This is a genomic window from Streptomyces sp. NBC_01261, from assembly GCF_036226385.1.
Lineage (GTDB): Bacteria > Actinomycetota > Actinomycetes > Streptomycetales > Streptomycetaceae > Streptomyces.
Window position 1 is genome coordinate 5,724,270 of sequence record NZ_CP108463.1, and the last position, 24,628, is coordinate 5,748,897.

Below are 24,628 nucleotides of genomic sequence, written 5' to 3' on the forward strand. Positions count from 1 at the left end.
GCATCGTTACCATGCGTGGACGCACATTGCGACGACCACTGACGATGACGAGGGACGGGCGAGCGCGTGGCCGAGGCGGCAGACTTCCAGGGGACGAGTCCCTCACCTGCCCGCCGGTGGCTGCGGCGCACCGGCGTACTGCTCGCCGGGGCGCCTCTGCTGGCCGGCCTCCTCCAGCTGTCCGCAGTCGCGCCCGCCGGTGCGGCCGAGCGGACGGCGGCGAAGGCCGCCTCCGGCTCGCAGACGGTGTCCATCTCCCTGGACACGCTCAGCCCCGGCATCCCCACGGACGGGGACACCCTGACCGTCTCCGGGACGGTGACCAACAAGGGCAAGCAGGCGATCACCGACGCCCATGTGGGCCTGCGCCTGGGCCAGGCGCTGAGCACCCGTTCGGCGATCGACAGCGTCGCCAAGCGCACCGACTTCATCCAGGGCGTCGACGGCTCGGAGGTCGGCGACAAGTACACCGAGCAGTTCTCCAAGCTCACTCCGGGCGTCGCCGAGCCCTTCACCCTCTCCGTGCCGGTCGACAAGCTGGATCTCGGTGACGACGGCGTCTACCCGCTCGGTGTCTCGCTGTCCGGCCAGACCTCGGCGCAGCCGTGGGAGCAGGTGCTGGGCATCCAGCGGACGTTCCTGCCGTGGCAGCCCGACGAGGCGGACACGAAGACGAAGACGACGTATCTGTGGCCGCTCGTCTCCGGTGTCCACATGACGGCGCAGACGGGTTCCAACGAGCAGCAGACGCCGGTCTTCCTGAACGACGACCTGGCCAAGGAGATCGCTCCGGGCGGTCGCCTCGACCAGATGCTGTCGCTGGGCAGGGATCTCGACGTCACCTGGGTGATCGACCCGGACCTGCTGGCCTCCGTCGACGCGATGACCCGCAGCTACAAGATCCAGGGGGACGGCGGCACCACGACGACGGGCACCCACCAGGCGGTCGCCAAGGCGTGGCTCGCCGAACTGCAGTCCGCGGTGGCTGACAAGGAGGTCGTAGCCCTCCCCTTCGCCGACCCGGACCTGGCGTCCCTCGCCCACAACGGCACCAGCGTCACCGGCTCGCTGAGCCACCTCAAGGACGCCACGGACGTCGCCGCGAGCACCGTGGAGACGGTGCTGCACGTGACGCCGAACACGGACTTCGCGTGGCCGGTGAACGGCGCCGTGGACCCGTCGATCATCAAGGTCGCCACCTCGGCCGGCGCCGACAAGGTGATCGCCCGCAGCGACAGCCTCCAGGAGACCGGCAGCCTGTCGTACACGCCCTCCGCGGCCCGCCCCATCGGCGGCGGTACGACGGCGGTGGTCGCGGACGCACGGCTCTCCACGGCGTTCGAGGGCGATCTGACGAAGGCCGGGGACGCCACGCTCGCCGAGCAGCAGTTCCTGGCCCAGAGCCTGGCGCTCGACCTGCAGACGGACAAGCAGCGCAGCGTCGTCGTCGCCCCGCAGCGGATGCCGACCGGGAGCCAGGCCCAGACGATGGCCGAGGCACTGACGACCCTCCAGGGCAGCACCTGGAGCGAGTCGCAGGATCTCGCCGCGGCGGCCAAGGCCAAGCCCGACCCGAGCGCCACCACGAAGATCCCGTCGTCCTCCTCGTACCCCTCCTCGCTGCGCAGGCAGGAGCTGCCGAAGTCGGCGTTCGAGCAGATCGCGGCCACCCAGGACCGGCTCGACAACTTCCGGGTGATCCTCACCGACGAGTCCCGGGTCGTGACCCCGTTCGGGCGGGCCATGAACCGTGAGATGTCCACGTCGTGGCGGGGGCAGGCGGGCGAGGCGGCGAACTTCCGCCAGAGCGTGCTGAATTACCTCGAAGACCTCACCGACCAGGTGAAGCTGATCGACAAGTCCGAGACCAAGCTCTCGGGCCGCAGCGCCACGATCCCCGTGACCGTGCAGAACAACCTGGTGCAGGGCGTCGAGCACCTGGTGCTGCGCCTCACCTCGACGAATCCCACGCGGCTGAAGATCGGCGGCAAGGCCTACTGGGAGCAACGGGTCACGGTCAACGGCGGGCACAGCCAGTCCGTGAAGTTCAGCACGTCGGCGAATGCCAACGGCAAGGTGGGCGTGATCGCGCAGCTGTACACGGAGGACGGCCAGGAGTACGGGCAGGCCGTCAACTTCGATGTGAAGGTCACCGAGGTCACGGCCACCGTCATGCTGGTCATCGGTGGCGGCGTCCTGCTGCTCGTCCTCGCCGGCTTCCGGATGTACACGCACCGCAAGCGTGCCGTCGCCCGCCAGGCGGAGGAAGAGGGCCCCGACGGACCCGACGACGAGGCGGCCGGGGAACCCGACGGCCCGGAGAACCCCGAAGGCCCCCAGGACCGTCTCAAGGAGGAGTCCGGCACTCCGTCCCGGGCAGACGACCCGGGGCACCCGAGTGACCCGACACCGGACACCGCACCGGAAAGCGCCGACCCGTCCGGCACGGGTGAGAGAGTGGACCGTTGAGCGATGTCGTGGCCGGTGGGCCCGGGGACGATGAGGTGGGGTAACCATGAACGCGCCGTACGACGGTGACCGCGGTCAGGGCGCGGGCGGCTCGGGCTACCCCGAGGGCCCGCCGCCCGAACACGGCCAGGTGCCGCCGCAGCCCCCCGCGGACATGTACCTCCAGGACGCCTACGACCAGGACCCCTACCGGGCGCAGGACCTCTCCGCCCAGGACCCGGTCGCCGAGGCGCTCTACGACCGTGCCGCCCACCCCCCGCCGCCTCCGGGCACGTACCAGCCGCAGCCCCCGCTCTACGCCCAGCCGCCCCAGTCCCCGTACGCCCCCGACCCCCGCGTCTGGGCGCAGACCCCGGCACCCGAGCCGGAGGGCCCGACCCAGTACCTGCCGTACGGCGACGACGCCCGGACGACCCAGTTCGTGGGCGTGGACGACCTGGTGACCGGGGCCGGCGAGGAGCACCACGAGCCGGACGCCTTCGCGCATCTCTTCCGGGACCAGGGCCAGGGCGGCGGACGTCCGCAGACGGACTCCCCGGCGGTCCCCGGCCCGTCCCCGGCCCCACCCTCGGGCCAGGCGCCCCCGGCGCCGATGTCCGACGCCACGATGCAGCTCACTCCCACGGCACCGGCGCCCGCCGCCGCTCCCAAGAAGAGCGGGAAGGCCTCCGGCCTGCTGAAGTCGAGTGCCGTGATGGCGGCGGGCACGATGGTCTCCCGCCTGACCGGCTTCGTCCGCTCCGCGCTGATCGTCGCGGCGCTGGGCACGGCTCTCCTCGGCGACACCTTCCAGGTCGCCTACCAGCTGCCGACGATGATCTACATCCTGACCGTCGGCGGCGGCCTCAACTCCGTCTTCGTGCCGCAGCTCGTGCGCGCCATGAAGGAGGACGACGACGGCGGCGAGGCGTTCGCCAACCGTCTGCTGACCCTGGTCATCGTGGCGCTCGGAGCACTGACCGCGCTGGCGATGTTCGCGGCGCCGCTCCTGGTCCGCCTGCTGTCGGTGAAGGTCGCGAACGACCCCGCGGCCGACAGCGTCGCCATCACCTTCACCCGCTACTTCCTGCCCTCGATCTTCTTCATGGGCATCCACGTGGTGATGGGCCAGATCCTCAACGCACGCGGCAAGTTCGGCGCGATGATGTGGACCCCGGTCCTCAACAACGTCGTCATCATCGTGACGCTCGGCATGTTCCTCTGGGTGTACGGCACCTCGGCGGACTCGGGTATGGGCGTCCAGAACATCCCGCCGGAGGCCCAACGCCTCCTGGGCATCGGTGTTCTGCTCGGCCTGGTCGTCCAGGCGCTGGCGATGATCCCGTACCTGCGCGAGACGGGGTTCAGGCTGCGGCTGCGGTTCGACTGGAAGGGCCACGGCCTCGGCAAGGCCGCGATGCTCGCCAAGTGGACCGTCCTCTTCGTCCTCGCGAACCAGGCGGGTGCCCTCGTGGTCACCCAGCTCGCCACCGCGTCGGTCGCGGACACGAACATCGCCGGAACCGGATTCAGCGCCTACGCCAACGCCCAGCTCATCTGGGGTCTGCCGCAGGCCATCATCACGGTGTCCCTCATGGCCGCCCTGCTGCCGCGTATCTCGCGCTCGGCCGCCGAGGGCGACGGCGGAGCCGTCCGCGACGACATCTCCCAGGGTCTGCGCACGACCGCGGTCGCGATCGTGCCGATCGCCTTCGGTCTGCTCGCCCTCGGCATCCCGATGTGCACCCTGATCTTCGGCTCCTCGGGTACCGGCGCGGCCACCAACATGGGCTTCATGCTGATGGCCTTCGCCCTCGGCCTGATCCCTTACTCGGTGCAGTACGTCGTCCTGCGTGCCTTCTACGCCTACGAGGACACCCGGACGCCCTTCTACAACACCGTCATCGTGGCCACGGTCAACGCGGGTGCCTCGGCGGTCTGTTACTTCGTGCTCCCGGCCCGCTGGGCCGTGGTGGGCATGGCGGCCTCGTACGGCCTCGCGTACGCGACCGGTGTCGGCGTCGCCTGGAACCGGCTGCGCAAGCGGCTGAACGGCGACCTGGACGGCGCTCGCGTCATGCGGACGTACGCTCGGCTCAGCATCGCCTCCGTGCCGGCCGCACTGCTCAGTGGTGCGGCTTGCTACGGGATCGGTCATACGCTCGGCCAGGGGGTCGTCGGCTCGTTCGCCGCCCTCCTGGTGGGCGGTGCCGTACTGCTCGGAATCTTCTACGTCGCGGCCCGCCGCATGCGCATCGAGGAGCTCAACTCCCTCGTGGGCATGGTGCGCGGGCGCTTGGGGCGCTGAGGCGGGGGCACACGCACAACCATCGTCCGCCGCTGTGTGTCGTGCATAGCGGCAGACTGTGGGCACAATTGGTTTCGGCGTCGAACAGCGTGCAACGGATGGGGAGGCAGGAGCGACGGTGGCGGAACGGAGCACGGCTGCCGTCGACGTGGCAGACAACAGCGGCGACGAGCCGCTGACCGCCAAGGCGGACCAGTCCACGGCCGACGGGGTGGCCCAGAACCCGGAGCGGGACACGGAGAGCGACAAGGCACAGGGGAGCGGCGGGATCGAGGAAACCGAGAAGGCCTCGCCTCCCGAACTGCACAGCGGTCACAAGCTCGCCAGACGCTATCGCCTCGAAGAGTGCGTCACCCGTCTGGACGGCTTCAGCAGTTGGCGCGCGGTGGACGAGAAACTCCGCCGTGCCGTCGGCGTCCACATCCTGCCCGCGGACCATACGAGGGCCCGCTCCGTGCTGGCCGCGGCCCGTTCCTCGGCGCTGCTGGGCGATCCCCGCTTCGTCCAGGTCCTGGACGCCGTGGAGGAGAACGACCTCGTCTACGTCGTCCACGAATGGCTGCCCGACGCCACGGAACTGACGGCGCTTCTGGCACCCGGCCCGCTGGAGGTGCACGACGCCTACCAGATGGTCAGTCAGATCGCCTCGGCCATGGCCGCAGCGCACCGTGAGGGCCTCGCCCATCTGCGCCTGAACCCGAACGCGGTGCTGCGCACCTCGTCCGGCCAGTGGCGCATCCGCGGTCTGGCCGTCAACGCCGCGTTGCGCGGCATCAGTTCGGACACCCCGCAGCGCACGGACACGGAGGCGATCGGCGCCCTGCTGTACGCGGCGCTCACCCAGCGCTGGCCGTACGAGAGCGATGCCTACGGCCTGTCCGGGCTGCCCAAGGGCGTCGGTCTCATCGCCCCCGACCAGGTGCGTGCCGGTGTCCACCGCGGTCTGTCGGAGCTCGCCATGCGCGCGCTCGCCAACGACGGTGCCACGGCCTCCCGGCACGAGTCGGCGTGCACCACGCCGGAGGAACTGGTGAAGGCGATCGGCGAGATGCCCCGCATCCGCCCGCCGGAGCCCGCGTTCACCGCGCCGCCCGAGTACCAACGCACGACGTACCAACAGGGCACGTACGGCCGCCCGTCGCCGCCCGGTGCCACCCAGGTTCTGCCGCCCCCGCCGCCCCCACTGCAGAGCCGCACCGGCAAGGCCCTCAAGTGGGCCGTGTCAGCGCTGCTGATCGCCGCACTGGGCCTGGGCAGTTGGCAGCTCGCGGACGCGCTCATGGACCAGGGCAACAAGTCCGAGGACACGAAGCAGACGCAGACGACGGACGGGAACGACAAGACCGGCGACAAGACCAAGCCGGTCAAGACGCTCGCGATCCAGGGCGCCAAGGAGTTCGTGGCGAAGGGCGACCCGCAGCATCCGAACGACGTCGCCAAGACCTACGACGGCGACACGTCGACGTACTGGCGGACCTCCAGCTTCATAGGAGGCCCGGTGCTCGCGCCGTACAAGCCGGGCGTGGGCATCGTCTACGACCTCGGTTCGGTCCAGGACGTCTCCACGGCGACCATAGGGCTCTACTACAGCGGCGATCACACGACGGTGCAGCTCTACGCGACCAACTCGCTGTCGCCCTCCTCGCTGGACTCCATGACGCGGCTCGGTACCGTCACGACGACCGGGACCAGTGCCGCGGTGAAGGTCACCAAGCATGTGAAGAGCCGGTACGTTCTTGTCTGGCTCACCGCTCTGCCGCACGCGGCCAGCGACCAGTACAGCGACGCCGGCTACAAGCAGGCCATCACCGACGTGAAGTTCACGGGCTGACGTCTCACCGGAGGGGGAGGGGGTCCGATGGCGGAAGGCGCCGGATACGACGAGACGAGCGATCAGGATCTGCTCGCCCGCCATGTCGAAGGCGACCCGGACGCCTTCGGTGAGCTCGTACGACGGCACCGGGACCGGCTCTGGGCCGTTGCCCTCCGCACGCTGGGAGACCGCGAGGAGGCCGCTGACGCGGTCCAGGACGCCCTCGTCTCCGCCTACCGGGCCGCCCACACCTTCCGCGGCCAGTCGGCCGTCACGACCTGGCTGCACCGCATCACCGTGAACGCCTGCCTGGACCGCGCCCGCAAGGCAGCCTCCAGAAAGACGTCCCCGGTCGACGACACCGAGCGCCTCGAACAGCTCCTGGAACCGCACGAGTCGGCCTCGGCTCCCGCGGAACGCAACGACCTGCACCGCCAGCTGCTGGAAGCCCTGGGCACCCTCCCGCCCGACCAGCGCGCCGCCCTCGTCCTCGTGGACATGCAGGGCTACCCCGTCGCGGAGGCCGCCCGCATGCTCGATGTGCCGACCGGCACGGTGAAGAGCCGCTGCGCGCGCGGAAGAGCCAGACTGCTGCCGCTGCTCACCCACCTACGGCCGGAAAGAGCCGATGACGGCAAGGAACCGGGCGCAGGACGGAACCGGGCGCAGGGGACATCCGTCCCACCGGCAGCGGGACCTCGCGACGAGGGTCTCGAGGATGCAGGGCCGAGCGATTCAGCTGCTGTGAAGGGCGGAGGTGGGCGAGCGTGACATCCACGACAGACACGGCCGGACACCCGGACGTCGCGGAGATCTCCGACCTCACCGAGGGCCTTCTCCCGCCATACAGGGGAGCCGAGGTACGACGGCATCTGGACGAGTGCGAACTCTGTGCCGACGTCCACGACTCGCTGGAGGAGATCCGGGGTCTGCTGGGCAGCATGCCCGGCCCGCCGCGCATGCCCGCCGAGGTCGCGGGCCGTATCGACGCAGCCCTCGCCGCGGAGGCCCTGCTGGGCTCCACCGCACCCGAGTCCCTGGCCGCACCAACGTTGGTGAGCGCGTCCCGGGCCACATCGGGCGGGGACAGCGAGGACAGGGAACCCGCCGAGGCGCATGTTTCACGTGAAACATCGCCCACGGCGGCCCGCCCGTCAGGACACGCACACGCGGCGACCGGTCCCGGACGCAAGGATCGTAAGGAACACAAGAAGCAGACTCGCGGCGGACGTCGCGGGAGGATCGTCCTGGGGGCCGTGTTCACCGCGGCCGTTCTGGGAGCCGGTTCTCTGTTCATCCAGTCGCTGGGCGACCACACGTCGTCCGACGCGGCTCAGGGAAACGCGACCAGCTCTGCGGACACCTTCTCCAAAGGGAAGCTGGAGACCGAGGTCTTGAATCTCCTCTCCACCAAGTCGTCCACGAGTCAGGGCGCCAACAGTGCGAAGCCCTGGAACGTCGCGTCCGATCCCGGCGGCGCGGAGTCTTCCAGCAAGACTCCCAAAACCCTGATCGAACCGTCCGGCTCCATCCCGGACTGCATCCGGCAGGGCGTCGACCGCGGCCACACGGATGTCCTCGGTTTCAAGAAGGGCACCTACAACGGGACCGCCGCCTATCTCGTGGTGCTGCCCAACGCTTCCGACAACAGCCTCGTCACGGCCTACGTCGTCGACGCGGCCTGCGTGAGCAGCCAGACATCCACCCCTGGCAAGGTCCTTCTGACACGGTCGTTCCCGCATTCCTGACTCCGGGCTCCTCCTCTCCGTCCGTCATGGCGATTCCCTGCCGTGTGCCGTCTCCGTGCGCCCGGACACAGCGGGAATGCGGGCCCCGTAGGATCCGTTGGGTGGTGTGGAGGCTTCGACAGGAGACTCCCGCCGGTCGTACTGACGCAGTCCAGAGACGAGGAACCAAGCCGTGAGCGACGTCCGAAACGTGATCATCATCGGCTCCGGGCCCGCCGGCTACACGGCGGCGCTCTACACCGCGCGCGCGTCGCTGAAGCCGCTGGTGTTCGAGGGTGCCGTCACCGCCGGTGGCGCCCTGATGAACACCACCGAGGTGGAGAACTTCCCGGGCTTCCAGGACGGCATCATGGGCCCCGAGCTCATGGACAACATGCGCGCCCAGGCCGAGCGCTTCGGTGCCGAACTGATCCCGGACGACGTGGTCTCCGTCGACCTGACCGGTGAGATCAAGACCGTCACAGACACCTCGGGCACTGTCCACCAGGCGAAGGCCGTCATCGTCACCACCGGCTCGCAGCACCGCAAGCTGGGCCTGCCGAACGAGGACACGCTCTCCGGCCGGGGTGTCTCCTGGTGTGCCACCTGTGACGGGTTCTTCTTCAAGGACCAGGACATCGCCGTCATCGGCGGCGGCGACACGGCGATGGAGGAGGCGACCTTCCTCTCCCGCTTCGCCAAGTCCGTGACCATCGTCCACCGCCGGGACAGCCTGCGCGCCTCCAAGGCGATGCAGGAGCGGGCCTACGCCGACCCGAAGATCAAGTTCGTCTGGGACAGCGAGGTCGCCGAGATCGAGGGCGACCCCAAGCTCGCCGGCCTCAAGCTGCGCAACCTGAAGACCGGGGAACTCTCGGACCTGGCGGTGACGGGCCTGTTCATCGCGATCGGTCACGACCCCCGCACGGAGCTGTTCAAGGGCCAGCTGGACCTGGACGGAGAGGGCTACCTGAGGGTCGAGGCGCCCTCGACCCGCACCAACCTGACCGGTGTCTTCGGCGCCGGTGACGTCGTCGACCACACCTACCGCCAGGCGATCACCGCTGCCGGTACCGGGTGCTCCGCCGCTCTGGACGCCGAGCGTTTCCTCTCTGCTCTCGCGGACGAGGAGAAGGCGGAGCCCGCGAAGACCACCGTCTGACCTCCATCCTCCCCACCGCACGATCAAGTTAAGGAGCCCGCCGTGGCCGGCACTCTGAAGAATGTGACCGACGCTTCCTTCGACGAGGACGTCCTCAAGAGCGACAAGCCCGTCCTGGTGGACTTCTGGGCTTCCTGGTGCGGCCCGTGCCGCCAGATCGCTCCGTCCCTCGAAGCCATCGCCGCCGAGCACGGCGACGCGATCGAGATCGTCAAGCTCAACATCGACGAGAACCCGGCGACGGCCGCCCGGTATGGCGTCATGTCCATCCCGACCCTGAACGTCTACCAGGGTGGCGAGGTGGCCAAGACCATCGTCGGCGCCAAGCCGAAGGCCGCGATCCTTCGCGACCTCGACGAGTTCATCGCCGCCAAGTGATGTTTCACGTGAAACCGTGTTTCACGTGAAACATGAAGGGGCCGACTCTCCGGAGTCGGCCCCTTCGCGTTAGAGCGGTCGAAGCGCTGGTTCCTTCTGTACGGCTCCCAGCAACCGGTCGAGCGCCATCTCCACGTCTTCCTTCCAGGAGAGCGTCGTACGCAGCTCCAGCCTCAGCCGTGGATAGGTGGGATGCTGACGGACCGTCTTGAAGCCCACGGCGAGCAGATGGTCGGCGGGCAGGACGCAGGCGGCCTCTTTCGCGCGGGCATCACCGAAGGCCTCGATCGCCTTGAAGCCCCGCCGCAGCAGATCCTTGGCCACCGTCTGGACCATGACCCGGCCCAGCCCCTGCCCTTGGTAGCCCGGCATGATGAACGACGTCATCAGCTGTACGGCGTCCGGTGAGACGGGACTCGTGGGAAACGCCGTCGAGCGGGGGACGTAGGCGGGAGGCGCGTAGAGAACGAACCCCACCGGCACGTCATCGACGTAGACGACCCTCCCGCAGGAGCCCCAGTCCAGGAGGACGGCGGAGATCCAGGCTTCCTTCTCCACGGACGCCGTGCCCGCCTTTACCGCGGCTTGCCCTCTGACGGGGTCCAGCTCCCAGAAGACGCACGACTGGCAACGGTTGGGAATGTCCGGGAGGTTGTCCAGCGTGAGCGGTACGAGCCGACGCCCCATGAAGGCTGATCCTCGCTTCCTTCGCCCGCAGCGCCACGGGCGGCTGTCAGAGCGCTGTGTTCCCTGAGCAGACTGCCGACGAACCCGCCGATCGCCCCCAGGCCCAGACCCGCGCTCACCAGTCCGGTGCGGCTCACCGTTCGCATGGCCCCCGCCTCCCCTAAGAGGTGCTGCCAGGTTGATGCGCCATACCCGAACGCATCGTATCGATGATGCGATTGCATCGATACCGACAGAAAGCAAAGAGCGGGCCGCGTTCCGGTACACACCGGACACGGCCCGCTCTGCTGGTCGGACGGACAGGACGCCTGCCGTCGCCAAGACGGCTCAGGCCTCGTCCTCCGAGTCGTCATCGAGCAGACTCCGCTGCAGGACCGGCCCCTCACCCGGAGCCAGCGAACCGAGGATCCGCTCAAGGTCCTCCATCGAGGCGAACTCGACAGTGATCTTGCCCTTCTTCTGGCCCAGGTCGACCTTCACACGGGTCTCGAAGCGATCCGAGAGACGCGTGGCGAGATCGGACAGTGCCGGGGAGACCAGGGCGCCGGCCCGTGGTCCCTTGGAGCGCTGAGCCGTCTGGGGCCGCGAATCCATCAGGTGCACGATCTCCTCGACGGCCCGCACCGAGAGCCCCTCGGCCACGATCCGGTGGGCCAGCCGCTCCTGCTCCTCCGAGTCGTCGACGGAGAGCAGCGCCCGGGCATGACCGGCGGAGAGGACCCCGGCGGCGACACGGCGCTGGACCGAGGGTGAGAGCTTCAGCAGACGCAGGGTGTTGGAGACCTGCGGGCGCGAACGACCGATGCGGTCCGCCAGCTGGTCGTGCGTGCAGTTGAAGTCCTTGAGCAACTGGTCGTAGGCAGCTGCCTCTTCGAGCGGGTTCAGCTGGGCGCGGTGCAGGTTCTCCAGGAGTGCGTCCAGGAGAAGCTTCTCGTCGTCCGTGGCCCGCACGATCGCCGGGATCGCCTCCAGGCCGGCCTCACGGCAGGCCCGCCAGCGGCGCTCGCCCATGATGAGCTCGTAGTTCGTCGGGCCGATCTGCCGTACGACGACGGGCTGGAGGAGGCCGACCTCCTTGATGGAGGTGACGAGCTCTTGCAGCGCGTCCTCGTCGAAGACCTCACGCGGCTGACGCGAGTTCGGCGTGATGTCGTCGAGGGGCAGCTCGGCAAAGTAGGCACCGACGGGCGGCGCGGGCGTCTGCAGGATGCCGTACGACAGGTCCTCTGTCTCGTAGGAGACCGGCGGCAGCGTGGTGACCTTCGCCGCGGCCACCCCTCGGTCTCCGGTGATGACCGGAACAGCAGTCGGGGACGCGGAACCCATGGCAGCCGGAGCCACCGTCTTCTCCCCGGTCGGGGCTGCGGGGATCAGTGCGCCGAGCCCACGGCCCAAACCCCTCCGTCGCTCGCTCACTGGATACCCTCCACCATGCTCTGGTCGCTCTGAGCGCCGATGTGCGCATGCGGAGCGTCGTAGCTGACGCCCACACCCTTCAGCGCGATTTCCCTTGCTGCCTCAAAGTAGGAGAGGGCACCGCTCGATCCGGGATCGTAGGTCAGTACCGTCTGCCCATAACTCGGTGCCTCGGAGATACGGACCGAGCGGGGAATGCTCGTCCGTAGCACCTCGTCGCCGAAGTGACTGCGCACCTCGTCCGCGACCTGGGACGCGAGACGCGTCCGGCCGTCGTACATGGTGAGCAGGATGGTCGACACATGCAGGTTGGGGTTGAGGTGCCCCCGAACCAGGTCGACGTTGCGAAGCAACTGTCCGAGGCCTTCCAGTGCGTAGTACTCGCACTGGATCGGGATGAGAACCTCCGCGCCGGCGACCAACGCGTTGACCGTCAGCAGGCCGAGCGAGGGTGGACAGTCGATGAGGATGTAGTCCAGCGGCTGCTCGTAGGCCTGAATCGCCCGCTGCAGTCTGCTCTCACGGGCCACCAGGGACACCAGCTCGATCTCCGCACCGGCGAGATCGATCGTGGCGGGGGCACAGAAGAGACCCTCGACATCGAGGACCGGCTGCACGACCTCGGAGAGAGGCCTGCTGTCGACCAGCACGTCATAGATGGAAGGAACTTCCGCGTGGTGGTCGATCCCCAGTGCCGTGGACGCGTTGCCCTGCGGGTCGAGGTCGACCACCAGAACACGGGCACCGTGCAGTGCCAGCGAAGCGGCAAGATTGACGGTCGTCGTCGTCTTGCCCACCCCGCCCTTCTGGTTGGCGACGACCATGATGCGGGTCTGCTCAGGACGCGGCAGACCCTCGCCGGCACGGCCTAGGGCTTCCACCGCCAGTTGGGCAGCACGACCGATGGGAGTGTCGTCCATAGGGGGCGGTGTTTCACGTGAAACATCCTCCCCCATCGACTCGGTACGGGGACCGGGGACCGGATCGGTCATCGGTCCCGCGATGTTGGCGTCGGACCGCAAGGATTCACTCTCCTCGACTTCAGGCTCGCAATGAACAGAGCCTCCCATGTCTTCAGGGTCGTGAACCAGTGAGGCCTGTTGTTCTGTGGAGAATTCCACCTCTGTGGACAACTCCGTGCCCTCTCCGAGTGATCCGAGAGGCTTCCGGTCGCGGGGTTCGGCCGCGGCGCGGGTGCGACCGATGATGCCGTGTAGCAGTGAGCGACGTTTCACGTGAAACACGATGCACAGCCGCCGAGGCCGAACTGTCGACGACACTCCGGCATGAGTAGGTTTGGCAGCTTGTGTGGAGTAAGTCTCGTCGTCAGGACGGATCAGCGACGGGCTTCACGCGCTGGCACCGATGTACTTCAAGCGCTGAGACCGACCCGTCCCAGCGCTGACACAGCCTCAACGACGCCGACGTGTACGGCCCGTACGAGCCGCCTTGGCCCGCTTCGCCGCGAAACGAACCCCGCCGGGGCTCTCTCCGACCTCGACACGCACCACCGTGGACAGCGGATCGACGATGCCCTCGCCGACATGCAGGATGGACGTCTCCACGGCTCCGAGCTTGCTGAGTACGGTCCCCGCACTCTTGAGCTCCTCCTCGGCCGTGTCCCCCTTGAGGGCGAGCATCTCGCCGTAGGGCCGCAGCAGTGGGATGCCCCAGGTGGCCAGTCGCTCCAGCGGAGCCACCGCCCGGGCCGTCACCACGTGGACCGGCTGCAGGGTGCCCATGACCTCCTCGGCGCGCCCGCGCACGACGGTGACGTGGTCGAGGCCCAGGAGCTCGACGACCTCGGTGAGGAAGGTCGTACGGCGGAGGAGCGGTTCAAGGAGGGTGATCTTGATGTCCTCGCGAACCAGGGCCAGGGGAATGCCCGGGAGTCCGGCGCCGGAGCCGACGTCGCAGACCGTCACTCCGTCCGGCACGACCTCCGAGAGGACCGCGCAGTTCAGCAGGTGCCGCTCCCACAGGCGGGGCACCTCACGCGGGCCGATCAGGCCGCGCTGCACACCCGCGTCGGCGAGCAGCTCGGCGTACCGGACCGCATCGTCGAAGCGATCGCCGAACACCTCGCGCGCCTGCTCGGGCGCGGGGGGAAGCTCCGCTGCCTCCGTCACGGGGGACCGTCCTTCCGTACCGCAAAAGCGCATTGGGCGCTGACCACCAGGACCACCAGAACTACAGGACTATCAGGCTGACAAAGTTCGGCCCCGTCTGCTCAACAGACGGGGCCGGTACAACGCGGGGACCGATCAGGCGGGAAGCACGACGACGAAGCGCTGCGGCTCCTCGCCCTCCGACTCGCTGCGCAGTCCCGCGGCCTTGACCGCGTCGTGCACGACCTTGCGCTCGAACGGGGTCATCGGGTTCAGCTTCACCGGCTCGCCGGTGTTCTTCACGTCGGCCGCGGTCTTGGCACCCAGCTCGGAGAGCTCGGTGCGCTTCTTGGCGCGGTAGCCCGCGATGTCCAGCATCAGCCGGCTGCGGTCCCCGGTCTCCCGGTGCACGGCCAGGCGGGTGAGCTCCTGGAGTGCTTCCAGCACCTCACCGTCACGGCCGACGAGCTTCTGGAGATCACGGCCGCTGCTGTCGCTGATGATCGAGACAGCGGCGCGGTCGGCCTCGACATCCATGTCGATGTCGCCGTCGAGATCGGCGATGTCCAGCAGACCCTCAAGGTAGTCCGCCGCGATCTCGCCCTCCTGCTCCAGGCGGGACAGGGTGTCTGCACCCTCGGCAGCGGCGGAGGTGATGCCTTCCGTCACGGGATGGACTCCTTCTTTACTTCTTGGACGGGGACTTGGGCCGCTGCGGACCCTTGCGCTGTCCGGACTGGGCCTTGCTGCGGGTGCCGCCGGCAGGCTTCGGGGCGGGCTTCTTCGCGGCGGTGGCGGGCTTGGCGTCCTCGGGCTCGTCCGACTTGGTCAGCGAGGTCTTCGGCTCGTCGGCGTCGTCAGCCTCGTGCTCGGCGTTGTCGTCGGCCGCCTTCGCGGCGGCGGACTGGCGCTGGGCCTTGGTCTGCCGCTTGGGCTGCTGGCGCCGGGGAGTGGCTGCCGGGGTCGGCGTACCGTCCTCGGACTCCACAGCCGCGCTCTCGCCCTTGGCCACGGTGCCGTCCGGCTGGGCCACGAGGCCCACCTTGGTGAGGCTGTTGATGAACTTGCGCTCGAACTCGTTGCGATCACGGCCCTTGGAGACGATCGCCTTGACGATGGCCTTCTCACCCCGGCTGCGGGTCTTCTCGTGGTGCGTGACGTGCTTGGTGAGGCGCTCCAGGTAAGCGGCCTGGGCCTTGGAACCCGGGGTGGGGTTGTTGTGGATGACGTACATCTGCTGACCCATGGTCCACACGTTGGTGGTCAGCCAGTAGACGAGGACACCGACGGGGAAGTTGATGCCGAAGATGGCGAACATGACCGGGAAGACGTACATCAGCATCTTCTGCTGCTGCATGAACGGCGTCTTCACCGTGGTGTCGACGTTCTTCGTCATCAGCTGGCGCTGCGTGTAGAACTGCGACGCCGACATCATCACGATCATGATCGCGGTGACGACCCGGACGTCGGTCAGCGTGGCGCCGAGCGCCTCGACCTTGCTGCTGCCGTCGGTGAACTTCGCGGCGAGCGGGGCGCCGAAGATGTGCGCCTTACGCGCGCTGGCGAGCAGCGAGTCGTTGATGACGCCGATCGTCGAGCCCGTCGCGATGCCGTTGAGCACGTGGTACAGCGCGAAGAAGAACGGGGACTGCGCCAGGATGGGAAGGCACGAGGAGAGCGGGTTGGTACCCGACTCCTTGTACAGCTTCATCATCTCTTCGGACTGACGCTGCTTGTCGTTCTTGTAGCGTTCCTGGATCTTCTTCATCTCGGGCTGCAGGGTCTGCATGGCCCGGGTCGCCTTGATCTGCTTCACGAAGAGCGGGATCAGACAGATGCGGATCAGGATCACCAGGGACACGATGGACAGGCCCCAGGCCCAGCCCGTGTCGGGACCGAAAACCTTCCCGTACACCGAGTGGAACTGGACGATGACCCAAGAAACGGGTGTCGTGATGAAGCTGAAAAGACTGGCAATCGTGTCCACTAATCATGCTCCTTGGGCATGGGACGGTGTCTCTGCGGCCGGGCTCGAAGGACTCAGCCCTTCAGTGGCCGTTTCGGCGGCGGAGGTCCCGCCCTTGTCTGCGCGCCGTGCGCCCCGCAGCATCTCGTGCCACCGCGGGCGCTTGCGCGGTGGGACATGGTCCACACCGCCGAGCGACCACGGATTGCAGCGCAGGATGCGCCAGGCCGTGAGCGCTGTGCCCTTGATCGCGCCGTGCCGGTCTATGGCCGTGTAGCCGTAGTGGGAGCACGACGGGTAGTACTTGCAGACCGGCCCGAGCAAGGGACTGATCGTCCACTGGTAGAGCTTGATCAGCGCCAGTAGTGGGTACTTCATCGCGCGCCCCCTCCCAGCAGCCGCTGAACGGCGGCATCCAGGTCTTGGGCCAGCTGTGCATGGTCGGCGTCGCCCGCTCCGGGCAGCGCTCGTACGACTACCAGGCTACCGGGGGGAAACAGGGCGACTCGCTCGCGCATCAGATGACGGAGTCTGCGCTTCACCTTGTTGCGCACCACGGCGCCGCCCACCGCCTTGCTGACGACGAAACCCGCACGCGTCGGGGGAGCGCTCTCCCCTGGCGCGTGCGGGTCCGTGGCACCGCTACGAAAGTGGACGACGAGAAGCGGGCGGCCGGCCCGGCGACCCCGTCGTACCGCGGTCGCGAAGTCCTCGCGCCGCCTCAGCCGATGCTCGGTAGGCAGCACGACGTCATGACCTGATCGGGATCAGGCGGACAGGCTGGCGCGACCCTTGCCACGACGGTTCGCGAGAATCGCGCGACCGGCACGGGTACGCATCCGCAGGCGGAAGCCGTGGGTCTTGGCACGACGACGGTTGTTCGGCTGGAAGGTGCGCTTGCTCACGAGGGGGCTCCAGAAATAAATCGGTGGTGGCGGGTGCCGTCCTGGCTGTCACCGTGCGCCCACGAGTAGCTCGCAGTTACGCCCGAGTGCACCGCTTCCCGATCACCTCGAAGCGATCTGTGCCCATCGGAGGCAGGCGGCAGCAGCCATCGACAACTCGACCTGGTCACGGTACGCGGGGCTACGCCATCCGGTCAAACCAGCGGTCACGAGGAGACACTATCCACAGGCTGGGGACAACAACTTGAACCGCACCCGTCGCCCTGACTACCGTGGCTGGACTCCGATTCGTTCCTTTGTCCCCCGCCCCACACCTTTTTCCCGAGCGCCCCACCCGATGTACATCCCGTCCCGTCCGCGAACCACACGTTCGTGGGACCCGTGAGAGAGCGTGCCCTGTGGCTGACGTACCTGCCGATCTTGCCGCAGTGTGGCCACGAGTGCTGGAGCAACTTCTCGGTGAGGGGCGTGGGCAGGGTGTCGAGACCAAGGACGAGCACTGGATCCGGCGCTGCCAACCCCTGGCACTCGTCGCCGACACCGCCTTGCTCGCCGTACCGAACGAATTTGCGAAAGGCGTGCTCGAAGGCCGCCTCGCCCCGATCGTCAGCGAGACGCTGAGCCGCGAGTGCGGCCGACCGATCCGCATCGCGATCACCGTCGACGACTCCGCCGGCGATCCCCCCGGCCCGCCGGCACCCCCCGCCCAGCCCCAGCGGCGCTACGAGGAACCCGAGCAGAGCCGGGACCCCTACGAGGGCGGCTACGGCCGTCATCGCGCCGAGCCGCTCCCGGGCGGCCCCGGCGACCAGCTGCCCACCGCCCGCCCCGCCTATCCGTCGGAGTACCAGCGCCCCGAGCCGGGCGCCTGGCCGCGTCCGTCGCAGGACGACTACGGCTGGCAGCAGCAGCGGCTCGGCTTCCCCGAGCGGGACCCGTACGCGTCGCCGTCGCAGGACCAGTACGGCCCGCCGTCCCAGGACCAGTACGGGGCACCGGCGAAGGACAAGTACGGTCCGCCTCAGGACTCGTACCAGTCGCAGCAGGACCAGTACGCGCCGCCGGCGCAGGAGTACCGCCCGCAGTCGATGGAGCGTCCGTCCTACGAGCAGCAGCGCGCCGAGTACGAACAGTCGCGGGCCGAGTACGAGAAGTCCCGCGAGCACTACAACCAGCGCGACGCGCGCCGCGACCTGTCCGACTCGCACTCCGGCCATGTGCACCGCGGTGGTCCGGGGTCGCCCGGACCGCTGGGCTCGAAGCCCGCGCCGGCGGCGGGCCCGGGTGAGCCGACCGCGCGCCTGAACCCGAAGTACCTCTTCGACACGTTCGTGATCGGTGCCTCGAACCGCTTCGCGCACGCGGCCGCGGTCGCCGTCGCCGAGGCGCCCGCGAAGGCGTACAACCCCCTTTTCATCTATGGGGAGTCGGGGCTCGGCAAGACGCACCTGCTGCACGCGATCGGGCACTACGCGCGGAGCCTGTATCCCGGCACGCGCGTGCGGTACGTCAGCTCCGAGGAGTTCACCAACGAGTTCATCAACTCGATCCGCGACGGCAAGGGCGACAGCTTCCGCAAGCGGTACCGCGAGATGGACATCCTTCTGGTCGACGACATCCAGTTCCTCGCGGACAAGGAGTCGACGCAGGAGGAGTTCTTCCACACGTTCAACACGCTCCACAACGCGAACAAGCAGATCGTGCTCTCCAGCGACCGGCCGCCCAAGCAACTGGTCACGCTGGAAGACCGGCTGCGGAACCGTTTCGAGTGGGGACTGATCACCGACGTCCAGCCGCCCGAGCTGGAGACCCGTATCGCCATCCTTCGTAAGAAGGCGGTGCAGGAGCAGCTCAACGCCCCGCCGGAGGTCCTGGAGTTCATCGCCTCCCGCATCTCGCGCAACATCCGCGAGCTGGAGGGGGCGCTGATCCGGGTGACGGCGTTCGCGTCGCTCAACCGGCAACCGGTCGACCTCGGTCTCACCGAGATCGTCCTCAAGGACCTCATTCCGGGCGGCGAGGACTCCACACCGGAGATCACGGCGACGGCGATCATGGGCGCGACCGCCGACTACTTCGGCATCACGGTCGAGGACCTGTGCGGCAGTTCACGCGGCCGGCAGCTGGTCACGGCCCGGCAGATCGCGATGTACGTGTGCCGCGAACTGACCGACCTCTCCCTGCCGAAGATCGGCGCGCAGTTCGGCGGGCGCGACCACACGACGGTCATGCACGCCGACCGCAAGATCCGCGCCCTGATGGCCGAGCGCCGCTCGATCTACAACCAGGTCACCGAACTGACCAACCGCATCAAGAACGGCTGACAGCCGCGGAGTTACGACACCAGAGCTACGACACCCAAGGGCGCCCCGGATCTCTCCCGGGGCGCCCTTCGGCTTGCCGGGAAGCGGTCGGTACGGCGCGCACGAAGGGGGGCCGGACGGCGCTTCTCCGGACGCCGGGAGCGGGCGCAGGGGAGTCGAAGAAGAGCGTCCCGAAGGTGTGCGGAGGTGTCAGAGGCGTCCGGAGACGATCCGCAGCCGTTTCCGGACCCGTTCCGGAGCCTCTCTTGGGCCTGTCCGAAGCCATTCCGAAGGTGCTCCGACGCGGTTCGCGGCCGATCCTCAGCCCCTCCGGGGGCGATCCAGAGCCGATCCGGCAGCCGTTCGCCGTCGTCTCAAACCCACGGACCGCGTCCCCGCTGTTCGAATACCCGCCGGGTTACGGCCGTCCTCCACAGATTCGGCGACTTTCTTCCGTCCACATCCTGGGGACTGTGAAGTTGTCCAGATCGTGTCCACAGGCGCGGCGGGTGCGGGACGATCAGACCAGGTCAAGTGCTTGTGGATTCGTGGACAAAAGATATCCACAGGCTGTGGACAGATCTTTGATCCCCAGCCTGTGGATCAAGTTGTCCACCGACAACCCACAGGCTGGGGCCGGTTGTCCCCAGCGATCTCCAGCTTCTCCACACCGCTGTCCACTGTTCGGCAACGCAACGCGCCATCTCACCGTGTCGAGTGAAAGGCGTCACACGAAGGTGCCGGGTTGGGCTGTGGGAAAGGCGGGTAAAGCTGGGGACGGCGCTGGGGAGAAGTGGCCCTCGGCTGTGCATGGGGTGTGCAGAACTTTCCGTTCTCCACAGAAACCCGAGGTTGTCCACCGCCGTCGCCCACAGGGCCGGTGGACAAAATTCCCGCCCTGAGCTGCGAAAACGCGGTTATCCACGGTATCCACAGCCCCTACTACTACTAGCAACTAGAGAGAGCTGGGAAACCGTTTCGAAGCGGGGCCTGTGCACAACTCTCGCTTCGTCGCCCGACAGCCCCTCGTCACGACTTGACCCCGATAGGCACCTACTGTCAGTGCCGTGCGTCAGACTGTTCCCCGATGTCCTTCCCCTCACAGGGACCGACGACACCGAGACAGACGACGAAGCCAGGCAGGCCGAGAAGCGCCGGCAACAGCAGGAGGCGGCAACAGTGAAGATCCGGGTGGAACGCGACGTACTCGCGGAGGCAGTGGCCTGGGCCGCACGCAGCCTCCCGGCCCGTCCGCCGGCGCCGGTCCTCGCCGGCCTCCTGCTGAAGTCCGAGGAGGGGCAGCTGAGCCTGTCCAGCTTCGACTACGAGGTCTCCGCGCGCGTGTCGGTCGACGCGGAGGTCGAGGAGGAGGGCACGGTCCTCGTCTCCGGCCGACTGCTGGCCGACATCTGCCGCGCCCTTCCCAACCGGCCGGTGGAGATTTCCACAGACGGTGTACGGGCGACGGTGGTCTGCGGCTCCTCCCGCTTCACCCTGCACACACTGCCTGTGGAGGAGTACCCGGCGCTGCCGCAGATGCCGGGCGCGACCGGCACCGTCCCCGGTGAGGTGTTCGCCTCGGCGGCCGCCCAGGTGGCCATCGCGGCCGGCCGTGACGACACACTGCCCGTCCTCACCGGTGTGCGCATCGAGATCGAGGGCGACACGGTGACGCTGGCGTCCACCGACCGCTACCGCTTCGCGGTCCGTGAGTTCCTGTGGAAGCCGGAGAACCCGGAGGCGTCCGCGGTGGCCCTGGTGCCCGCCAAGACGCTCCTGGACACCGCCAAGGCCCTCACGAGCGGCGACAGCGTCATCCTGGCGCTGTCCGGCTCCGGCGCGGGAGAAGGCCTCATCGGCTTCGAGGGCGCCGGCCGTCGTACGACGACCCGTCTCCTGGAGGGCGACCTCCCGAAGTACCGCTCGCTGTTCCCGACGGAGTTCAACTCCATCGCGGTGATCGAGACCGCCCCCTTCGTGGAGGCCGTCAAGCGCGTGGCCCTGGTCGCCGAGCGCAACACCCCGGTGCGGCTGAGCTTCGAGCAGGGTGTGCTGATCCTGGAGGCCGGTTCCAGCGACGACGCACAGGCTGTGGAGCGCGTCGACGCGAACCTTGAGGGCGACGACGTGTCGATCGCCTTCAACCCGACGTTCCTGCTGGACGGTCTGAGCGCCATCGACTCCCCGGTGGCCCAGCTGTCCTTCACGACCTCCACGAAGCCCGCGCTGCTCAGCGGCAAGCCGGCCCTGGACGCCGAGGCGGACGAGGCCTACAAGTACCTGATCATGCCGGTTCGCCTGAGCGGCTGAGAATCTGAGTCGGCTCGCCCTGGAGGACCGCTGGGCTTGTGGGGGTTATCCCCCACAAGGTCGCAGTATGCCGGTTCGCCTGAGCGGCTGATCCTGTACCGACGAGAACACCGCAGGTCGGGGCATACGGCTCGGTACTTCTGAGCGCGTATGCCCACAGGTGTGCATGACCGTCCGGGTCTAGGCTCGGACACAGGTACGCAAGTGCCTTCATGCCACGTCGCACCCTAAGGAACAACTGATGGAGCTCGGTCTCGTCGGCCTCGGCAAGATGGGCGGCAACATGCGCGAGCGCATCCGCCGCGCAGGCCACACCGTCATCGGATACGACCGCAACCCGGACCTCGCCGATGTCCACAGCCTGGAAGAGCTTGTGGGCAAGCTCAAGGGCCCGCGCGTGGTCTGGGTGATGGTCCCGGCCGGCGCCCCGACCCAGGCGACCGTCGACGAGCTGGCCGGGCTCCTGGAGCCCGGAGACGTCGTCGTGGACGGTGGCAACTCCCGCTGGACGGACGACGAGAAGCACGCGGCGGAGCTGGGCGCCAAGGACATCGGCTTCGTCGACGCGGGCGTCTCAGGCGGCGTCTGGGGCCTCCAGAACGGCTACGCCCTGATGGTCGGCGGAGACGCCGAGAACATCGCCAAAGTCCAGCCCGTCTTTGACGCGCTCAAGCCCGAGGGCGAGTTCGGCTTCGTTCACGCAGGCAAGGTCGGCGCGGGCCACTTCTCCAAGATGGTCCACAACGGCATCGAGTACGCCATGATGCAGGCCTATGCCGAGGGCTGGGAGCTGCTGGAGAAGGTCGACTCGGTGACGGACGTCCGCGAGGTCTTCCGGTCCTGGCAGGAGGGCACGGTCATCCGCTCCTGGCTGCTCGACCTGGCCGTCAACGCCCTGGACGGCGACGAGCACCTCGACAAGCTCAAGGGTTACGCCGAGGACTCCGGCGAGGGCCGCTGGACCGTCGAGGCCGCCATCGACAACGCCGTGCCGCTCCCCGCGATCACGGCCTCCCTCTTCGCGCGGTTCGCGTCGCGCCAGGACGACTCCCCGCAGATGAAGATGATCGCGGCGCTGCGCAACCAGTTCGGCGGCCACGCGGTCGAGACGAAGTAGTCCACAACGGCGAAGTAATCCACAGATCCGCAGATGCACGGGCCGCGGCCCGTGCATCCACAACCTGGGGGAGGTCGGCGAACGACCATGCACGTCACGCATCTTTCGCTGGCCGACTTCCGCTCGTACGCCGGGGTCGACGTCCCGCTCGACCCCGGCGTCACCGCGTTCGTGGGACCCAATGGGCAGGGCAAGACCAACCTCGTCGAGGCCATCGGCTATCTCGCCACCCTGGGCAGTCACCGCGTCTCCTCCGACGCCCCCCTCGTCCGCATGGGCGCCGAGCGCGCGATCATCCGGGCGCAGGTCAGACAGGGCGAGCGGCAGCAGCTGGTCGAGCTGGAGCTGAACCCCGGCCGCGCCAACCGCGCCCGCATCAACCGGTCCTCGCAGGTCAGGCCCCGTGACGTGCTGGGCATCGTACGGACCGTGCTGTTCGCGCCCGAGGACCTCGCCCTGGTGAAGGGTGATCCCGGGGAGCGGCGGCGTTTTCTGGACGAGCTGATCACCGCGCGGTCCCCGCGTATGGCCGGGGTCCGTTCCGACTACGAGCGGGTGCTCAAGCAGCGCAACACCCTGCTGAAGTCGGCCGCGTTGGCGCGGCGGCACGGTGGGCGGTCCATGGACCTGTCCACGCTCGACGTGTGGGATCAGCATCTCGCGCGCGTGGGCGCCGAGTTGCTCGCCCAGCGGCTCGATCTGATCGCCGCGGTCCAGCCCCTCGCCGACAAGGCGTACGAGCAACTCGCCCCCGGGGGCGGCCCGGTGGCCCTGGAGTACAAGCCGTCGGCGCCCGGTGAGGCACACACGCGTGAAGACCTCTACGAGCAGTTGATGGCGGCGATCGCGGAGGCGCGCAAGCAGGAGATCGAGCGGGGCGTCACCCTCGTAGGACCGCATCGGGACGATTTGATTCTCAAACTCGGTCAGTTGCCCGCCAAGGGGTACGCCTCGCACGGGGAGTCCTGGTCCTACGCGCTGGCGTTGCGGCTCGCGTCGTACGACCTGCTCCGGGGTGAGGGCAATGAGCCGGTGCTCGTGCTCGACGACGTGTTCGCGGAGCTGGACACGCGGCGTCGGGAGCGGCTGGCCGAGCTGGTGGCGCCCGGCGAGCAGGTGCTGGTGACGGCCGCGGTCGACGACGACGTACCGCATGTCCTGGCGGGGACGCGGTACAGCGTGGCGGAGGGGGCGGTGGAGCGCGTATGACGACGGACCAGCCCGCGGGCGGGGAACCCGCGCCCAAGAAGGCCGTCGAGCCCTCCGGCGTCGACCTCGCGCGCGTGGCGTTGCGCGCCGCGAAGGAACAGGCACGCGCGCGTGGGGACGCGGCGCAGCAGAAGAAGCAGGCGCGGCGCGGTGGCCTGCGCTCCGGCGCGCGCGCCGACGGCCGCGACCCGATGGCCCTCGGTGCTGCGATCAACCGGCTGCTGAACGAGCGCGGCTGGGAGACGCCGGCCGCGGTGGGCGGGGTGATGGGCCGCTGGCCGCAGATCGTCGGCGAGGACCTGGCCAATCACTGCGTTCCCGAGAAGTACGACGAGGACGAGCGGGTCCTGATCGTGCGCTGCGATTCGACGGCCTGGGCGACGAACCTGCGCCTCCTCGCCCCGCAGTTGGTGGCCCGGCTGAACGAGGACCTGGGGCACGGCACGGTGAAGCTCCTCAAGGTGAACGGCCCCGGTGGGCCGCCCCGTCGCTACGGTCCCCTGCGCGCTCCTGGCAGCACGGGTCCCGGCGACACCTATGGGTGACTGACATCACAGCGCGGGTTCCGGCGGGTGAACGGACGCGGTTGCGAATACCGACCTGACCCCGGAGTAGCAAAGGGTTGACACCCGGAAGCGCTGAGTGCCTCCGTGAGCCTCTTTGAGCCCCGTTCCGTATATGGGGAGTCGGGAGAGACCGGTTGAGGGCGGCACATGAGGACTCAGGTACCGGCAAACCCCCATCCATGTCGGCGCTACCGGTAGACTGGGA

At 68.4% G+C, this 24,628-nt stretch carries 21 protein-coding genes; 12 read left to right on the forward strand and 9 right to left on the reverse strand.

Translation table 11 applies throughout. The annotated features are described in order from the left end of the window. Positions 1-66: 66 nt before the first annotated feature. From OG226_RS25230 to trxA, 7 genes are all read left to right on the forward strand, one after another. Positions 67-2,469 (forward strand): DUF6049 family protein, encoded by a 2,403-nt coding sequence (locus tag OG226_RS25230; protein WP_329350106.1) that lies wholly within the window; start codon positions 67-69, stop codon positions 2,467-2,469. A gap of 46 nt (positions 2,470-2,515) precedes the next feature. Continuing rightward, positions 2,516-4,756, forward strand: coding sequence for a murein biosynthesis integral membrane protein MurJ (murJ, locus tag OG226_RS25235; RefSeq protein ID WP_328681429.1), 2,241 nt, complete (start codon positions 2,516-2,518; stop codon positions 4,754-4,756). A 118-nt stretch (positions 4,757-4,874) separates the two neighbouring features. Next, positions 4,875-6,587, forward strand: coding sequence for a protein kinase family protein (locus OG226_RS25240; protein WP_328681427.1), 1,713 nt, complete (start codon positions 4,875-4,877; stop codon positions 6,585-6,587). 27 nt (positions 6,588-6,614) lie between these two features. After that, positions 6,615-7,340 carry an RNA polymerase sigma factor SigM gene (gene sigM, locus OG226_RS25245; protein ID WP_329350107.1) on the forward strand — a complete coding sequence of 242 codons (726 nt, stop codon included), beginning with the start codon at positions 6,615-6,617 and terminating at the stop codon, positions 7,338-7,340. After that, on the forward strand, positions 7,337-8,317 hold the full coding sequence (locus OG226_RS25250) for an anti-sigma factor family protein (protein WP_329350108.1): 981 nt from the start codon (positions 7,337-7,339) through the stop codon (positions 8,315-8,317). The genes sigM and OG226_RS25250 overlap by 4 nt, the downstream gene beginning before the upstream one ends. Positions 8,318-8,489: 172 nt before the next feature. Beyond that, positions 8,490-9,458 (forward strand): thioredoxin-disulfide reductase, encoded by a 969-nt coding sequence (trxB, locus tag OG226_RS25255; protein WP_329350109.1) that lies wholly within the window; start codon positions 8,490-8,492, stop codon positions 9,456-9,458. Between the two features lie 42 nt (positions 9,459-9,500). Beyond that, on the forward strand, positions 9,501-9,836 hold the full coding sequence (trxA, locus tag OG226_RS25260) for a thioredoxin (RefSeq protein ID WP_328681417.1): 336 nt from the start codon (positions 9,501-9,503) through the stop codon (positions 9,834-9,836). A 69-nt stretch (positions 9,837-9,905) separates the two neighbouring features. On the opposite strand, the gene OG226_RS25265 is transcribed toward trxA, so the two are convergent. The 9 genes from OG226_RS25265 to rpmH form a co-directional block, all read right to left on the reverse strand. Next, the gene (locus tag OG226_RS25265; protein ID WP_328681416.1) at positions 9,906-10,523 is read right to left on the reverse strand and encodes a GNAT family N-acetyltransferase; all 618 of its coding nucleotides are present in this window, start codon (positions 10,521-10,523) and stop codon (positions 9,906-9,908) included. A 327-nt stretch (positions 10,524-10,850) separates the two neighbouring features. Further along, entirely contained in the window at positions 10,851-11,939 is a 1,089-nt protein-coding gene (locus tag OG226_RS25270) for a ParB/RepB/Spo0J family partition protein (RefSeq protein ID WP_329350110.1), read from the reverse strand. Continuing rightward, positions 11,936-13,009 (reverse strand): ParA family protein, encoded by a 1,074-nt coding sequence (locus OG226_RS25275; protein ID WP_078652772.1) that lies wholly within the window; start codon positions 13,007-13,009, stop codon positions 11,936-11,938. Before OG226_RS25275 ends, OG226_RS25270 begins: the two co-directional genes overlap by 4 nt. Positions 13,010-13,351: 342 nt before the next feature. Next, entirely contained in the window at positions 13,352-14,068 is a 717-nt protein-coding gene (gene rsmG / locus OG226_RS25280; protein WP_328681412.1) for a 16S rRNA (guanine(527)-N(7))-methyltransferase RsmG, read from the reverse strand. A 135-nt stretch (positions 14,069-14,203) separates the two neighbouring features. Continuing rightward, positions 14,204-14,716 (reverse strand): Jag family protein, encoded by a 513-nt coding sequence (locus OG226_RS25285; protein WP_328681410.1) that lies wholly within the window; start codon positions 14,714-14,716, stop codon positions 14,204-14,206. 16 nt (positions 14,717-14,732) lie between these two features. Further along, positions 14,733-16,034, reverse strand: a complete 1,302-nt coding sequence (yidC, locus tag OG226_RS25290) for a membrane protein insertase YidC (protein ID WP_328681408.1) — start codon at positions 16,032-16,034, stop codon at positions 14,733-14,735. Between the two features lie 3 nt (positions 16,035-16,037). Further along, a complete protein-coding gene (gene yidD / locus OG226_RS25295; RefSeq protein WP_019073355.1) occupies positions 16,038-16,391 on the reverse strand; it encodes a membrane protein insertion efficiency factor YidD in 354 nt (117 codons plus the stop codon). After that, positions 16,388-16,759, reverse strand: a complete 372-nt coding sequence (gene rnpA, locus OG226_RS25300; protein ID WP_078532680.1) for a ribonuclease P protein component — start codon at positions 16,757-16,759, stop codon at positions 16,388-16,390. The genes yidD and rnpA overlap by 4 nt, the downstream gene beginning before the upstream one ends. Positions 16,760-16,780: 21 nt before the next feature. Then, on the reverse strand, positions 16,781-16,918 hold the full coding sequence (gene rpmH, locus OG226_RS25305) for a 50S ribosomal protein L34 (protein ID WP_006381191.1): 138 nt from the start codon (positions 16,916-16,918) through the stop codon (positions 16,781-16,783). Positions 16,919-17,316: 398 nt separating this feature from the next. On the opposite strand from rpmH, the gene dnaA reads away from it, so the two are divergent. From dnaA to OG226_RS25330, 5 genes are all read left to right on the forward strand, one after another. After that, positions 17,317-19,242, forward strand: coding sequence for a chromosomal replication initiator protein DnaA (gene dnaA, locus OG226_RS25310; protein ID WP_328681401.1), 1,926 nt, complete (start codon positions 17,317-17,319; stop codon positions 19,240-19,242). Positions 19,243-20,400: 1,158 nt separating this feature from the next. After that, on the forward strand, positions 20,401-21,531 hold the full coding sequence (dnaN, locus tag OG226_RS25315) for a DNA polymerase III subunit beta (protein ID WP_019073352.1): 1,131 nt from the start codon (positions 20,401-20,403) through the stop codon (positions 21,529-21,531). 241 nt (positions 21,532-21,772) lie between these two features. Beyond that, complete coding sequence (gene gnd, locus OG226_RS25320; protein WP_329350111.1) at positions 21,773-22,648, forward strand: phosphogluconate dehydrogenase (NAD(+)-dependent, decarboxylating); 876 nt, start codon at positions 21,773-21,775, stop codon at positions 22,646-22,648. Between the two features lie 87 nt (positions 22,649-22,735). Beyond that, on the forward strand, positions 22,736-23,857 hold the full coding sequence (gene recF / locus OG226_RS25325; RefSeq protein ID WP_328681394.1) for a DNA replication/repair protein RecF: 1,122 nt from the start codon (positions 22,736-22,738) through the stop codon (positions 23,855-23,857). Next, positions 23,854-24,402, forward strand: a complete 549-nt coding sequence (locus tag OG226_RS25330; protein ID WP_328681392.1) for a DUF721 domain-containing protein — start codon at positions 23,854-23,856, stop codon at positions 24,400-24,402. Before recF ends, OG226_RS25330 begins: the two co-directional genes overlap by 4 nt. Positions 24,403-24,628 lie beyond the last annotated feature (226 nt).

Coding starts and splice junctions, on each gene's coding strand:
- murJ (WP_328681429.1), top strand. CDS start 2,516: ATGAACGCGCCGTACGACGGTGACCGCGGTCAGGGCGCGGGCGGCTCG.
- sigM (WP_329350107.1), top strand. CDS start 6,615: ATGGCGGAAGGCGCCGGATACGACGAGACGAGCGATCAGGATCTGCTC.
- OG226_RS25265 (WP_328681416.1), bottom strand. CDS start 10,523: ATGGGGCGTCGGCTCGTACCGCTCACGCTGGACAACCTCCCGGACATT.
- OG226_RS25275 (WP_078652772.1), bottom strand. CDS start 13,009: ATGGGAGGCTCTGTTCATTGCGAGCCTGAAGTCGAGGAGAGTGAATCC.
- yidD (WP_019073355.1), bottom strand. CDS start 16,391: ATGAAGTACCCACTACTGGCGCTGATCAAGCTCTACCAGTGGACGATC.
- gnd (WP_329350111.1), top strand. CDS start 21,773: ATGGAGCTCGGTCTCGTCGGCCTCGGCAAGATGGGCGGCAACATGCGC.
- recF (WP_328681394.1), top strand. CDS start 22,736: ATGCACGTCACGCATCTTTCGCTGGCCGACTTCCGCTCGTACGCCGGG.
- OG226_RS25330 (WP_328681392.1), top strand. CDS start 23,854: ATGACGACGGACCAGCCCGCGGGCGGGGAACCCGCGCCCAAGAAGGCC.